Here is a 15301-nt window from a genome sequence, read left to right on the forward strand (position 1 = left end):
TTTCCTTTGAATTGTCCGCCTTCAATAGTCAATCTTCCATCATCAAGTAAGGATTTTAGAAATTCGGTATGATGAAAAACTTCATATTTTCCGCCTAATTCAGGATATTCATTTTTCAAAGTGTTAAAACAATGCGGACAAGCTGTAACGATTTTTTTTACTTCGTAAGCATTCAAAACCTCAATATTTGTCATCGCCTGCATTTGGAACAAAAACTCATTTCCTGCTCGTTTTGCAGGGTCACCAGAACAACTTTCTTCAGTGCCAAGAACTGCAAAAGAAACATTAACACGATTTAATATTTGCACAAATGCTTTCGTAATTTTTTTGGCTCTATCGTCAAAACTTCCTGAACAACCTACCCAAAATAAAACTTCGGGCTGCTTGCCTTGAGAAAGCATTTCGGCCATTGTTGGTACTATTAAAACTTCTGACATTTTATATATTTAACGGTTATACGATTCGATTAATTTTCGTTTTTCCAGTTTAATCGATCTTGCTGGTTGTATTGCCAAGGTGCACCATTATTTTCAATATTGGTCATCATAGCGTTTATTGGAGTTGGAGCTGCGCTTTGTTCCATCACTAAATAACGTCTCATATCTATAATAATCGAAAGCGGGCTGATATTTACCGGACATTCTTCGACACAAGCATTGCACGAAGTACAAGCCCATAATTCTTCAGGCGTAATGTAATCGTTTAGTAATGATTTGTTGTCTGGAACAAAAACTCCTTTATTGGCATCAATATTTTTTCCAACTTCTTCAAGTCTATCTCGGGTTGCCATCATAATTTTACGTGGCGATAATTTTTTTCCAGTACTATTTGCAGGACAAGATGAAGTACAACGACCGCATTCTGTACAAGTATAAGCATTCATCAATTGTACCCAATTCAAATCCTGAACATCACTTGCACCAAATTTACTTGGAACAGCATTATCGTTTATTGGAGCTGCTGCATAAGGATCAGCGTTGGGATCCATCATCATTTTTACTTCATTGGTAACGGATTCCAGATTGCTCAATTGTCCTTTTGGATTCAAATCAGCAAAATAAGTATTAGGAAATGCAAGTAGAATATGAAGGTGTTTTGAAAAATACAAATAGTTCATAAAAATCAAAATCCCGATGATGTGTAACCACCAAAACAATTCGTTAAGGAGCATTACTAATTCACTTGAAACACCGTTAAATAAAGGTTCAATAAATTGGCTAATAGGAAAACTTCCTGCTTTTATAAAATGAGAAAAACCTCCGGGAATATTTTGCAAGTGCAAATCGGAAGCATTCATCAATAAAAATAAGGACATTAATACAACCTCGAAATACAAGATATAATTGGCGTCATTTTTTGGAAAACCAGTCAAATCTTTATTGGCAAACCGTTTTAATCGGATAATATTTCTTCTAATCCAAAAAGTGAATACAGCAACCAAAACCAATAAAGCCAAAATCTCGAAGGAGCCAATAAGCACATCGTAGAAAGTACCTAAAGAAGAGAAAATCCTGTGTGTTCCAAATAATCCATCGATAACAATCTCAAGCAATTCTATATTAATGATAATAAAACCTGCATAAACAATGATGTGAAGTATTCCTGCAATTGGTCTTTTAACCATTTTTGATTGTCCTAGAGCAATCATTACCATATTGTTCCAACGCGCTTTAGGATTGTCATTGCGATTTATGGCTGTTCCAAGATTGATGTTTCTTTTGATTTTTTTAATATTGGAAAAAAAATATCCAAAACCTAAAACCAAAAGTATCACAAATAAAATGTTATCTAAATAGCTCATAATTACTAGTTTTTAACTTTTGTAATTGTATCGTTGACAGGTTCAATATAAGGTTTATTTTTCTTTCCAAAAAGAGAAACGTTAACATATCTTGTTGGATTTAGCCTTAAATCTTGTAGCAATAATTCTAATTCTTTTGAAGTTTTAGATAAATTAGTATATAGAACTTCATCATTCAACATTTTGCCCATTGTGCCTTTGCCTGCTTGAAGATTAGCCATTATAACGTCGACATTTGCTAATGTTTTTTGAAGATTTTTTACTGTTTTTCCTAAATCGGCTTTGTTTAATGAATCGGATATTTTAGCAAAATCACTTGATACTTTATTAAAGTTGTTCACAACTCCATTTATTTTACCTTTATTTTCGTCTAACATTATATTTATGTTTGAAGAAACTTGATGAAATTGTTCAATAGTTTTGCTTAATTCCGACAGACTATTTTTTATATTTTCCTGTCCTTTCTTATCCAAAATATTATTTACACCTACGATAAGACTATCAGTATCAACCATTAACTTTTCTAATTTTTCTTGGAGAGGAATCAATTTTTCACTTACAGAATCAGTTAATCCTAATTTTATAATTCCTTGCAGTTTATCTCCATCAACGGCTAAAATTTGATCTTTATAATTGGGATTGATTGCAATCTGTTTCCCAGCTATAAATCCAGGTTCATAAATAGTAGCTGTGCTTGATTTAGAAATCGGAAAATCAGTTTTTAGCTGTAATTCAACTAAAAGTTTTCCTGTTTTTTCATCTATTGAAATATTACTTACTTTACCCACCATAAGTCCGTTAAGAGTAACAGGAGCCGATTTAGACAATCCCTCTACATTATCATATTCTACGTAAAACGTTTTGTAATTGGTAAAAAGGTCTCTACCTTTTAAAAAACTGTAGCCCCAGATAAATAATAAAATAGCTGATATGACTAATATTGCGGTCTTAATTTCTCTTGTTAATTTCAAAATCTAAGTGTTTGTACAAATTTAATGTAAAAAAATTAAATTTGCTGTTATTAATTATTTGATTGCGTCTTGAACACTAATTTTTTCTCCGTTTTTAAATGCAATTAGATAGGCAGAATCATATCCTTTTGACTTTGCTTGCTCTAATTGTTTTTTAGCTTCATCGTAGTCTGATGTTCCTCCGTACATATATTTATATATTTTATTACCAGACTCCATTGTAATATTTTTCAAACCATTAAAATTATTTGGTATCAATTCTATTTTCTTAGAACTTGCTAAAAGTTGTACTTTAAAAATAATTGCCGATGGCACTTGATTATTCTGTGTATTTTTTAATGCTGACCCTTCTTTTAGTTGAGTTTTTATTGATGAAGAAGTATCTTTAGCAGGCTTTTCAATAATTTTTTGGGATGGTTTTTCAATTTCATTCTCTATATTTCCATTGCCAAAATATTCATTTTTATAACTAATAATTGCATCTGCTATTGCTTTGGCAATTTCGTTTTGACCCTCTTCAGAATCTAATAAATTGCCTTCAGTATAATTAGAAATAAAACCGGTCTCTATCAAAATTCTTGGCATATATGCTTTGTGAAGAACCATAAATGGAGCTTGCTTTACCCCTTCGCCTCTTATTTTTTTGCCTAGTTTTCCAAAAGCATCTTCCACCATACTTGCTAGAGAGATGCTATTATCCATATATTCCTCTTGCATCAAGGTCATTCCAATCATAGTTTCGGGAGAGTTAGGATCAAAACCTTCATATTTTTGCTTATAATCTTTTTCCAAGGTAATAACGGAATTCTCTTTTTTTGCAGCTTCTAAATTTGAAGCCGTTTTAGACATCCCCATTACATAGGATTCTGTTCCATCACCTGCGGTATTTTTATTAGCATTGCAATGAATGGAAACAAAAATATTCGAATTAGCTCTATTTGCAATATTAGCTCTTTCAATTAAATCTATAAAAACATCTGTTTTTCGAGTATAAATTACATCTATTTTAGGGTTCTTTTCTAATAGTTTCCCAACTTTAAGTACCAATGCTAAATTTATATTTTTTTCAATATGACCATTATAAGTTGCACCAAAATCATGGGCTCCATGACCAGCATCTAGGGTTACCTTAAAAAGATTTGATTGTCCAAAAGAAGAGTTATAAACTAATAATATCAAAAATAACATTATAGTATAAGTCTTTCTATTAACTTTTATTAATTTCAAAATTTACTATTTTTTACAAATTTAGTCATTATTGTTTAACGACACCATTAACGTAACTACTTTTACCCTCTTTAATCGCAACAACAAATGCGCCTGAATATCCTGCTTTTTTAGCTTCAATTAGCATTTTTTTTGATTCATCAAGATTTGACGTTTCTCCATACATATATTTATAAAATTTATTCTCAGCTAACATTGAAATATTTTTTAATCCATTAAAATTATTCGGAGTTAATTTTAATTTTCTTGAAGTTGCCAAAAGTTGCACTTTATAAATAATTCCTTCTGCATCTTGATTAATTGCGTCTTTTTTTATTGCAGGTTCTTCTATTAATTTAAGTTTCAATGATGAAGTGTCTTTTGTGACTTTTTCGATGATTTTTTGGGATGGTTTTTCAATATTGTCATTTGAATTTCCACTACCAAAATATTCGTTTTTGTAGTTAACGATTGCCTCGGCTATTGCTTTTGCTCGATCGTTTTGACCTTTTTCAGATTCTAAAATATTAGCTTCGCTAGGATTAGAAACAAAACCTGTTTCAATTAAAACTCCTGGCATAACAGATGCGTCTAAAACCCATAAAGGTTCTTGCTTCACACCCCGAGATTCTATATTATTATTTTGGAAATTATCTTGAATTTTTGATGCCAAACTAATACTGCTTGTTAAATTATTTTCTTGAATTAATTTTAAACCTAACAATGTTTCAGGGTTGTTTGGATCAAATCCTTTATAAGTTTGTTTATAATTATCTTCTAAAAAGATTACAGAGTTTTCTGTTTTAGAAACTTCAAAATTCATATTTGCTCTAGACATTCCCATTACGTAAATTTCGGTACCAGTAATAGCAGCGTTGTTATTGGAATTGCAATGAATACATATAAATAAATCGGCATTAGCTTTATTTGCAATGTTTGCTCTATCTTTTAATGTTACAAAAACATCAGTTTTTCTAGTATAAATAACCTTAATTGACGAATCTTTTTCTAAAATTTCGCCAACTTTTAATGTTATTGCAAGTGCAATATTTTTTTCGATATGCCCATAATGTCTTGTTCCTGGATCGTGACCTCCATGACCTGCATCCAAAATTACCTTGAATAATCCAGATTGACTGTAACTGACAAAAGAAACTATTGTTAGAAAAAAAGTAAATAATACTTTATTTTTATTAAACATACGAATAAAACTATTTTAATTATATTTAAAAACAAGGCTATAAATTTGTTAATTGATTATTTTTGACAAAAATTTATATGTAAGTTTGACACGTCAAAAAACAAGCCATATTTTACAAAAATAGCATTAATACCTTTGAATACAAACTTATTTAATATCGTTTTATTATCATTTTTCCTAACAATGGGAACTTGTAAATTATATTCGCAAGATATAACTAAAAAAACGACAGCAATATCCGCCAAAAAGCAAAAAGAAACTAAAAATTCAATTGACAAAACTCACAATGATTCAATTCCAATTGCAAAAAAAGAAACTGATACCATAAAAAAAGACAGTGTTAAACTCAAAGTATTTCTTGATGGTAAAGTGAAATATAAGGCGGTTGATTATGCAAAAATTGAGCAAAAGAAGAAACTTATCACTTTGTATAACAAAGCCGAACTTTATTATCAGGACATTGAGTTAAAGTCGGGAATTATAGTAATGGATTATGAAAAAAATGAGGTTTATGCAGGAAGAATTAAAGATTCTACTGGAGCTTACACTCAATATCCCAACTTTAAACAAGGAGCAAACGTAGTTGAACCTGATTCAATCCGTTTTAATTTCAAAACAAAAAAGGCATTAATTTGGAATTCAAGATCGGATCAAGGAGAATTTAAAATTAAAGCTGCAATCACAAAAAAAGAAAACGATTCGGTTTATTTCTTGAAAGGAGCACGATTTACCACTTCTAAAGACGTAGATAATCCAGAATATTATTTCCAAACCAATAAAGTAAAATTTATTCCAGGAAAAAAAGTAGTAACAGGTTTAACTAATATGGTTATTGCCAATGTGCCCACTCCGCTTGCATTACCATTTGCTTTTTTCCCAATGGGAAAAGAAATCAGTATTTCGGGAGTAATTTTACCAAGCTATAATGATTCGAACACCAGAGGTTTTTCACTTCAAAATGGTGGTTATTACTTTGCACTCAGCGACAATTATGATTTAACCGTTTTAGGTGATTATTACACAAATGGAAGTTATGCAATGCGTTTTGAATCCAGTTATGCAAAACGATATAAGTATAGAGGAAATGTAAATATTCGTTTTGAAAATTTAATTAACAGCGAAAGAGGTTATCCTGATTACTCAAAACAAAATATTTATAACATCCAATGGTCACATTCAAAAGACACAAAATCAAGTCCTAATTCTAGCTTCTCAGCCTCTGTAAATCTTGGTAGTAGTAAGTATTTCAAACAATCTATAAATCAAGCTAATATAGGATCTAATTTAAATAACACATTGAGTTCATCAGTCTCTTATAGTCAAACATTTAATAGTATTCCTCAATCAAGATTATCCTTGACGGCAACACATTCTCAAAACACACAGACATCGCAAATTAATATGACTTTGCCTAATATGCAATTCAGTGTTGATCGAGTTTATCCTTTTGTGGGCAAAGACGGAGTTAAAAAAGGGTTCTTAAAAAATATAAATTTGCAATATAATTTAGATGGTAGAAACAGTTTTGTAACCACTGATTCTTTGTTCTTCAAACCTCAAATGTTTGAAGACGCAAAAGTTGGCGTTCAACATAACATTCCATTAAGCACCAATTTCAAATTATTTAAATATTTCAGTGCTTCAACTTCAGTAAATTATCAAGAAGTTTGGTATATAAAAACCATCAATAAAAGCTATGACGCCAACCAAAGTAAAGTTGTAGATAACATTGTAAAAGGTTTTGATGCTTTTAGAACCTATTCTTTTTCATCAAGTCTTGGAACCACAATTTATGGAACATTTAATTTTGGAGAAGATAAAAAAATAAAATCCATTCGACACGTAATGCGACCATCTGTTTCCTATGGTTATACTCCAAGTTTTGAAAAATATTATGATACCTATGCTACAGATGGAAGCGGAACAATGACTAAACAATACACAAGATTTGAAGCCGGTATTTTCGCGCCACCAAGCAAAACTAATTCTAATTCACTTGGATTTAATTTAAGTAATACTTTTGAAGCAAAAGTGACCGATAAAGACAGTACCAAAACAGAACCAAAAAAGATAATGCTTATCAACAACTTGAATCTTTCTACAAGTTATGACCTAAATGCCGATGGTGTTACTTCTCTTGCTTGGTCACCAGTGAGAGTTAGTGGTGGAACACAACTTTTTAACAATAAGATGAATGTCAATTTTGGAACAACTTTAGATCCGTATGCCATTGATAATTCTGGAAAACGCATCAATGTTTTTAATATTAATAATGGTGGAAGTTTGTTTAGAATGACAAGTGCTAATATGACCTTAAATTATTCGATTACGAGCAAAAAGGATGAGGCTTCAAAGAAAGATAAAAATAATCAAGGACAAAGAAATGGTGGACGCTCAGATGATTTATTTGGGAAAAATACCGACATAAATGATCTCAGCAAAAGTCAATTTGATGAAACTGATGATCAAGGAGAAGACCAAATATCGGAATTTTTCAGATCAAAATTGCCTTGGGATATGACATTTGCCTACTCGCTCACCTACGGAAATAACAATCGAGAAAGTAAAATCACTTCAAATTCATTGATGGTTTCTGCCAATGCTGATTTATCACCAAAATGGAAAGCAGGAATTTCAACAGGATATGATTTTGTTCAAAATGGAGTAACTTTTACCCAACTTCGTTTTGAAAGAGATTTATTGAGTTGGAGAATGAGTTTTAATTGGACACCATTTGGAACCAATGCGAATTGGAATTTCTTTATTGGAATAAAATCTGGAGTGCTAAGCGATATAAAATGGGATAAACGAAGTAATTCAAATAGATAAATTTATGAAAAAAATAATCTTTACCGAAAAATCACCTGCTCCAATTGGTCCTTATAACCAAGCTGTTCTCAAAGGAAATACACTTTACACTTCGGGACAAATTGCAATAAATCCAAGTACTGGGGAATTAGTAACTTCAAACATTGAAGCAGAAACGGAACAAGTAATGCAAAATATGAAAGCTGTTCTTGAAGCAGCAGGAATGACCTTTGAAAACGTAGTAAAATCGACAATATTCATTATGAATATGAATGATTTTGGAAAAATAAATACCGTTTATGGTTCTTATTTTAACGAAAAAACCGCTCCAGCTCGTGAAACGGTTCAGGTCGCTTGTTTGCCAAAAAATTTGAATGTCGAAATTTCTATGATTGCTATTTTATAGCAATTGCATTCAAAAACAATTGTGCCGAAGCTTCATTTGTTGCTAATGGCACATTATGAACATCACAAACTCTCACTAACATATTCACATCCGATTCGTGTGCATGACTTGACAATGGGTCTTTAAAAAACAATACCATATCTGTTTTACCCTCGGCAACTCGAGCTGCAATTTGAGCATCTCCACCAAGTGGTCCTGAAAGCATTTTTTTTACTTTAAATCCAGCATTTTCAGCCTTAGATCCGGTTGTTCCAGTGGTAATAATTTTAATTTTCTCTTGTTGTAAAAGAGTTTTGTTTTTATTTAAAAACTGAACCATATCCGCTTTTTTTCCATCGTGTGCAATAATTGCTATTTCCATTTTGATTGATTTATATGTTTATAAAAAAACCTGACTTTTCAGGTCAGGTTTGTGTTTGATTATTTATTTTTAATGTGATAAGCAATAAGCCCATCTATCGGCCTTCTTAAAACATTTCCTAACTTCATTTCATATTTATCAAAGGTTATTTGCAATTCATCTTTTAAGTAGAATGCTATTGAGCCTACAAAATGAACTGGAATTTCTTTGCAATTATCATATTGTCTAATATAATTTTTGACGAAAGATTTCATTCCTTTGAAAATAATTTTTTTACAAAATTCTGTTTCTTTATTTTGAATAAGGAACTTAGCAAAAGTCGCTAAATAAGCATTTGGGTTTGGTTCTTTGTACAATTTATTTTTAATAAAATCAGGATCCAAATTATACTCTTTTTCGAATTCGATAGCTAATTCCTTTGGCATTTTATTGAAATAATATTTTCGTATTAATTCTTTCCCAAAAACATTACCGCTACAATCATCCATTACAATATATCCTAGTGACTGCACTTTTTGGTGCAATACTTTTCCATCAAAATAACTGCAATTTGATCCTGTTCCTAGAATACTCACAATAGCTTCTTCTCCTTTTGGAGTTGTTGCATAAACCGCTGCAAAAGTATCTTCACGAACATCAATTATTGCATTTGAAAAATATTCCTGAAAAATTTGAGAAAGATTAATCTTCATTCTATCCGTTCCGCAACCTGCACCATAAAAGAAAAGATGTGTGGCCTTATCTTTATTTTGCAAAATATCAAAACGATCATTCAAACGTTCAACTATCTCTTCACCATCAAGAATTTCAGGATTCAATCCTAGAGTTTGGGTGGTAAATAATACTTTTCCATCTTCATCAATTGCAATCCAATCGGCTTTGGTGGAGCCACTATCAACTAATAATCTCATTTTTAAAAGGAATTAGGTATTTAGATTTTAGAGATTCTAAAATCTAAAAAATGGTTATTGGGTTAGGTAAAAAAAATCCCGTCAACCATAGCCAACGGGATTTTGTAAATATATAAAATTATTTTAAACCTGTAATATGAACAGATAAATCAATTAATTTACTTGAATATCCATATTCATTATCATACCAAGAGATGATTTTGAAGAAAGTTGAGTTTAAACCAATTCCTGCGTTAGCATCAATAATAGAAGTTCTTGAATCAGATACAAAATCTTGAGAAACAACTAAATCTTCAGTATAACCCATAATTCCTTTTAAAGTAGTTTCAGAAGCTAATTTTAAAGCAGCCATAATTTCTTCATAAGTAGTTTCTTTAGCAACTTTTACAGTTAAATCAACTACAGATACATCAGTTGTAGGAACACGCATTGACATACCTGTTAATTTTCCGTTCAATGAAGGGATAACTTTTCCTACAGCTTTAGCAGCTCCTGTTGAAGATGGGATGATGTTGCAAGAAGCAGCACGTCCACCTCTCCAGTCTTTTCTTGAAGGACCGTCAGTTGTCATTTGAGTAGAAGTTGTGGCGTGAACAGTTGTCATTAAAGCTTCAACAATTCCAAAATTATCATTAATAACTTTAGCTAATGGAGCTAAACAGTTTGTAGTACAAGATGCGTTAGAAACGATTAAATCAGAAGCTTTTGCAGTTTCGTGATTTACACCCATAACAAACATTGGAGCATCAGCAGAAGGAGCAGAAATAATTACTTTTTTAGCCCCACCTTTAATATGCTCATTTGCAGTTTCAATTGTTGTAAAGAAACCAGTACATTCAGCAACTACATCAACATCAACTTCATTCCATTTCAAATCAGCTGGATTTCTTTGAGCAGTAATACGAATGTTTTTTCCGTTTACATATAATTTACCTTCTTTTACTTCAACTGTTCCATTAAAACGTCCATGTACTGAATCGTATTTTAATAAGTAAGCTAAGTGATCTACATCCAATAAGTCATTGATTGCTACCACTTCTACATTGTCTCTATTGAAAGATTCTCTAAAAACAATTCTTCCAATTCTTCCAAAACCGTTTATTCCTAATTTTACTTTTGACATTCTTTTTTGCTTTAGGCTATAAGCTTTATGCTTAAGCTGATTATAATTAATTTTTATTTACTTTTTATTTGGCTAAAAGCCTTTTATATTGACATTATTTCAGAAACTCTGAGTAATTCTCTATCAATTTCAGTGTGACCTTTTATGGCTTGTAATAAAGGTGTAAGTGCAACTTTATCATTAATCATTCCTACCATAAAGTTTGATTTCCCTTCTAGTAAAGATTCAACGGCTTTTACACCTAATCTACTTGCAAGAACTCTATCATAACAAGAAGGTGACCCACCACGTTGCATGTGCCCTAAAACAGAAACACGAACTTCATATTCAGGCAAATTAGCCTCAACATAATCTTTCAATTCGAATACGTTTTTACCAATTTTATCTCCTTCGGCAATCACAACAATACTTGAAGATTTTCCAGATGCTTTACTTTTCTTAAGTGAATCTAATAATCTATCTAATCCTAAATCTTCTTCAGGAATTAAAATTTCCTCAGCTCCTGCTCCAATTCCAGCGTTTAGTGCAATGTGACCTGCATCACGTCCCATAACTTCAACAAAAAATAATCGGTTATGCGAACTCGCAGTATCACGAATTTTATCAATTACATCTACAACAGTATTCAATGCAGTATCGTAACCTAATGTATGACTTGTTCCGAAAATATCATTGTCAATAGTTCCTGGGATTCCCATTACTGGAAAATTAAATTCTTTATTAAAAATTTCAGCCCCTGTAAAACTACCATCTCCACCTATTACTACTAGAGCATCAACTCCAGTCTTAACAAGTTGCTCGTGAGCTTTTTCACGACCTTCTGTAGTCATAAATTCTTTAGAACGTGCTGATTTTAGTATTGTACCTCCTTTATTAATGATATTATGAACACTTCTCGCGCCCATTTCTTTGAAGTCACCTTCAATCATTCCTTGGTAGCCTCTATAAATTCCTACGCATTGTATATTGTGAAAAGCACAAGTTCTGACTACTGATCTGATAGCTGCGTTCATTCCTGGAGAATCTCCTCCAGAAGTTAGAACTCCAACTTTTTTTATTGTTTTTGGCATTATTTAAGTATTAAAAGTGTAAAATTAACAAACATCCGTCACTTTTGGGACAGAGTTTTTAATAATTTAGTATAATGTTGCTAATTCAAACGTTATCGTTAATAAGTTTCTTAATAACAAATATAAATGGTATTAATTAGTAACTAAAATTTAAAATTATGGGTATATCATTCCGAATAATGGAATATCATCTATTGTAAATGATTTTTTATCAATTTAATCTTCTTCTGGTACAATTCCTTCCTGATTTATTGTTTGATTTTGGAGTTTCTGTTTATTTGATTTAGAGGAATTCATAAGCTCAGGAGAAATACTTGAATCTTGATCAACAGCGTTTGACGTTGTTGCCTTTTCGATTTTTATATTTTTAAAAAATTTATTTGCAAGTTCTTTAAAAGTGTCAAAATCAACTTCATACGAAACCCCTATACCTTGTGTGTAACCAATTCCTTCTCCAATGTAACTTATGTCGTTTTCCTTATTAAACATTCGTAAATTAAGTGTGCCATCTTCATTTACTCTGTATAATATTTCAAGATCACCTACAACCGCTGTTTCGTTTATTCCTCCAAAAGGAACTCCAAGCTTCCCATTAATAGTAAATCTTTCGTTAAGTTTCGAAGAAATCGACGCCACAAACCTATTACTATCAGTCACACCTCCTGCTCTTCTATCAGCAGTAATGATATTAAGATCAACCATAAACTTATCGTTATTGGTCTTAATAATACTGCCTAACATATTTGCAGCGGTATCAAACAAACTTCTAGAAAAATCAGATTGGCTAACCCCTTCAGGACTAAGAAAACTACCAGATGACAATAAATACAAAGCCTGAGTTTGTCTTACATCTTTATCATTTAATTTATATTGAATTTCTGATTTTAGAACATTGCTAACCGTTGGGAATTCAAAATTAAAATCGGGTTCAGGACTTGCTAAATCTCCTCTAACACCTATAACTAATTCAACTGGCACTTTTTTGTTAAATGAAGAATTGTCTAATAAAACTGCTGGATTTGCTGTTGTTTTATATATTGCTTCCAAATTAAGGCGCGCTTTCATTGGATCTCCTTCCCAAGAAATATAACCTCCTTTTTTAACGTCAAATTTTCTATCGATAATCCCTCCGTATTTAAAATTATAAGTTCCTTCATACGCTTGGAAATCACCCCACATATTAAATTTACCCGACGTATTTATTTTGAATAATAATGTTCCGTTGCCTCTTCCTTTCATTCCATGTCCCGAAATTCGGTCTAAGATTACTTCAACTTCAGCATTCGGTGTGATGTCAAGATCGAACTCCAGTTCAAGTCCTTTATATTTTTTAGAATTATCGACAATACCTTTTTTAATATTGTATTTTTCTTTGGCAGTTAAAAAATGGATAAAATCATTTTCGCTTACATTTTCAGCATCATTAATTGGGATTTTTAGTGATGAATCTTTATCCGATTTTGCATCTACTTTTATAAACAAACCATCTGTTGGTCCTTTGATTGTAGCATTACCATTTATAAATGCAATACCATAATAAGCTGCATCTTCATGATCTTTTGTATCAAGAACCAATAATCGTTTTGAACTAATTGTTAAATCTAATTTCCAATCCGAAAAAACATTATGAGAAATACTTCCATTCAAAATCCCTTTTGTGCTATATTTTGTATCGGTAAGAGTATTGTTCCTAAATATAAACTTTTCATCAGTTAAATCTACAATTGTTCTATCGCTTAATTCATAGTCAACATTTAAATACGGGATTGTCATTCCAGCCTTATCAACATAAAGACGTCCGTTTATTTCAGGTTTTTTTAGATTTCCACTAATTGTTGCACTACCCGAAGTAAAACCTCTTATTTTTGATAGAACATCTCCGCCTAGGGAACTTAATATTCCTAAATTAAATTTGTCTAATTCTAATTTTAAATCTAGAATAGTTTCTTTATTAACAATTTCAAAATTTCCACTTGCATTGAAAGATTCTACACTTTCATTTTGGACATTTGCATTTACAGTAAATTTTTTGAACGATTCATCCCCAACAATATCTAAATTTAAATTACCTAAATCCGTTTTATTTATATTTAAGTTGTCTATTTTTATAGAAGCTGTAGGCTGATATATAGCATTGTTCTGTTTATAATTTACATCTGCATTTATATTTCCGTTAAAAGTAAATTTAGGATCGGTTGGTGTAATTTGATTTAAATCAACATCTTTTAACTTTAGTTTTAAATCCTTGTAAGTACTGCCTTTAATTTCACCCATAAAAGAAATTTCCTGATTTTCATGTGACATTAATATATCATCGAATTTGAAATTTTTGAATGATTTATCAAAGACTATTTGATTATTTGGTTCTTCTTTTTCATTCAAATACCATAAATAGTCCTTGAGTTTTATCTCTGATTTACTTATTCCTACAACATTATTATTATCCTTGTTAATGGTGTGATATAAGTTCAAGTTGAAATAATCTTCCCCTTTTGTTCCTCCTTTAAACTCTGACCGAAAGAACAAAGTGTCTTTCATAGTAACATTTATCAAACTAAAATCACGAATCTTATAATGCTTGTTTTTTATACTATCGAGTTCTATATAAGCATTATAAAGTGGATTTTTATTATCAATTTTAACTCTAATATTATCAAAAGTATTCTCAAAAGCAACGATTTGGGGCGAATTAAAATTGAGTTTAAATTCTTGATTGTCAGAATTAATATTTCCTTTCACAAACGTATTCGAACCAATGGCAATTTCTGGATAAAATATTTCGACAATTTTATTATAAATGGTAAAATTAAATTTCAAAAATTGTCCCTTATTTACTTTAATTGGTTTGTAATTTGTATAAAGACTTCCAAGCGAATTAATCATCAAATTCTTCAATTGTTTAAATTGAAATTTCCCAATAATTTCGCCTTCTACAATGTCTGGAGAATGAAAGGCAATATTTCTAACTTGGTTATTATCTAAAGTCGAATTTATTGTAAAATCGTCAAAATTATAGGTTCCTTTTGTGTTTTGATAGGAAGTTTTTTTAATTATTATGTCTCCAAATAAATTTTCGATTGAATTTCCTGAAACCTGAACAGCAACATCTCCTTTAAAAAGCGAAATAGAATCTTTTACAAATTTTAATTTATGGAAATCTGCATTTTCGACATTAATATGGAAATCATATTTACTTTCTTTTTGACTTAAATCGACTAAACCGTTAAAAGTCATATTCAAATTTGGATCGTTTACCGAAACTTTACCCTTATATTGTTCCTTATTAAAATTGCCATTTATAGCTACATTACTATAGGAATAATTTTTATAATCTATTTTCGATATATCACCTTTAATAGATCAATTCAAATATTTTTCAGAAAATCCTTTGCCATCCACATCAATATTCATACTTACTTTTCCGACATCGGTTCTGTCTAAAA

General features: G+C 30.9%; 12 protein-coding genes. 2 read left to right on the forward strand and 10 right to left on the reverse strand.

What is annotated here, in order from left to right; genetic code table 11:
• The 5 genes from PHC28_RS06825 to PHC28_RS06845 form a co-directional block, all read right to left on the reverse strand.
• The coding region (locus PHC28_RS06825) for a (Fe-S)-binding protein (RefSeq protein WP_300097603.1) at positions 1-437 on the reverse strand (437 nt) is incomplete at its 3' end.
• Positions 438-466: 29 nt separating this feature from the next.
• On the reverse strand, positions 467-1801 hold the full coding sequence (locus PHC28_RS06830) for a (Fe-S)-binding protein (protein ID WP_300097605.1): 1335 nt from the start codon (positions 1799-1801) through the stop codon (positions 467-469).
• Positions 1802-1806: 5 nt separating this feature from the next.
• Entirely contained in the window at positions 1807-2772 is a 966-nt protein-coding gene (locus PHC28_RS06835; RefSeq protein WP_300097607.1) for an MlaD family protein, read from the reverse strand.
• Between the two features lie 54 nt (positions 2773-2826).
• Positions 2827-3960, reverse strand: a complete 1134-nt coding sequence (locus PHC28_RS06840) for an N-acetylmuramoyl-L-alanine amidase (RefSeq protein WP_300097621.1) — start codon at positions 3958-3960, stop codon at positions 2827-2829.
• A 67-nt stretch (positions 3961-4027) separates the two neighbouring features.
• The gene (locus tag PHC28_RS06845) at positions 4028-5179 is read right to left on the reverse strand and encodes an N-acetylmuramoyl-L-alanine amidase (RefSeq protein ID WP_367277998.1); all 1152 of its coding nucleotides are present in this window, start codon (positions 5177-5179) and stop codon (positions 4028-4030) included.
• 135 nt (positions 5180-5314) lie between these two features.
• Between PHC28_RS06845 and PHC28_RS06850 the strand changes: the two genes are divergently transcribed.
• Positions 5315-8008: a putative LPS assembly protein LptD gene (locus tag PHC28_RS06850; protein WP_367277999.1), complete on the forward strand. Its 2694-nt coding sequence runs from the start codon at positions 5315-5317 to the stop codon at positions 8006-8008.
• A gap of 4 nt (positions 8009-8012) precedes the next feature.
• Complete coding sequence (locus tag PHC28_RS06855) at positions 8013-8393, forward strand: RidA family protein (RefSeq protein WP_300097609.1); 381 nt, start codon at positions 8013-8015, stop codon at positions 8391-8393.
• Here PHC28_RS06855 and PHC28_RS06860 read toward each other — a convergent pair.
• The 5 genes from PHC28_RS06860 to PHC28_RS06880 form a co-directional block, all read right to left on the reverse strand.
• A complete protein-coding gene (locus PHC28_RS06860) occupies positions 8383-8754 on the reverse strand; it encodes a methylglyoxal synthase (protein ID WP_300097611.1) in 372 nt (123 codons plus the stop codon). The genes PHC28_RS06855 and PHC28_RS06860 overlap by 11 nt on opposite strands.
• A gap of 59 nt (positions 8755-8813) precedes the next feature.
• Positions 8814-9665, reverse strand: coding sequence for an N-acetylglucosamine kinase (locus PHC28_RS06865; protein ID WP_300097613.1), 852 nt, complete (start codon positions 9663-9665; stop codon positions 8814-8816).
• Between the two features lie 118 nt (positions 9666-9783).
• On the reverse strand, positions 9784-10788 hold the full coding sequence (gap, locus tag PHC28_RS06870) for a type I glyceraldehyde-3-phosphate dehydrogenase (protein ID WP_300097615.1): 1005 nt from the start codon (positions 10786-10788) through the stop codon (positions 9784-9786).
• A gap of 83 nt (positions 10789-10871) precedes the next feature.
• Complete coding sequence (pfkA, locus tag PHC28_RS06875; protein WP_300097617.1) at positions 10872-11858, reverse strand: 6-phosphofructokinase; 987 nt, start codon at positions 11856-11858, stop codon at positions 10872-10874.
• A gap of 216 nt (positions 11859-12074) precedes the next feature.
• The gene (locus PHC28_RS06880) at positions 12075-15092 is read right to left on the reverse strand and encodes a translocation/assembly module TamB domain-containing protein (RefSeq protein WP_300097619.1); all 3018 of its coding nucleotides are present in this window, start codon (positions 15090-15092) and stop codon (positions 12075-12077) included.
• Between the last annotated feature and the right edge of the window lie 209 nt (positions 15093-15301).

This window comes from Flavobacterium sp., from assembly GCF_028712645.1.
Lineage (GTDB): Bacteria > Bacteroidota > Bacteroidia > Flavobacteriales > Flavobacteriaceae > Flavobacterium.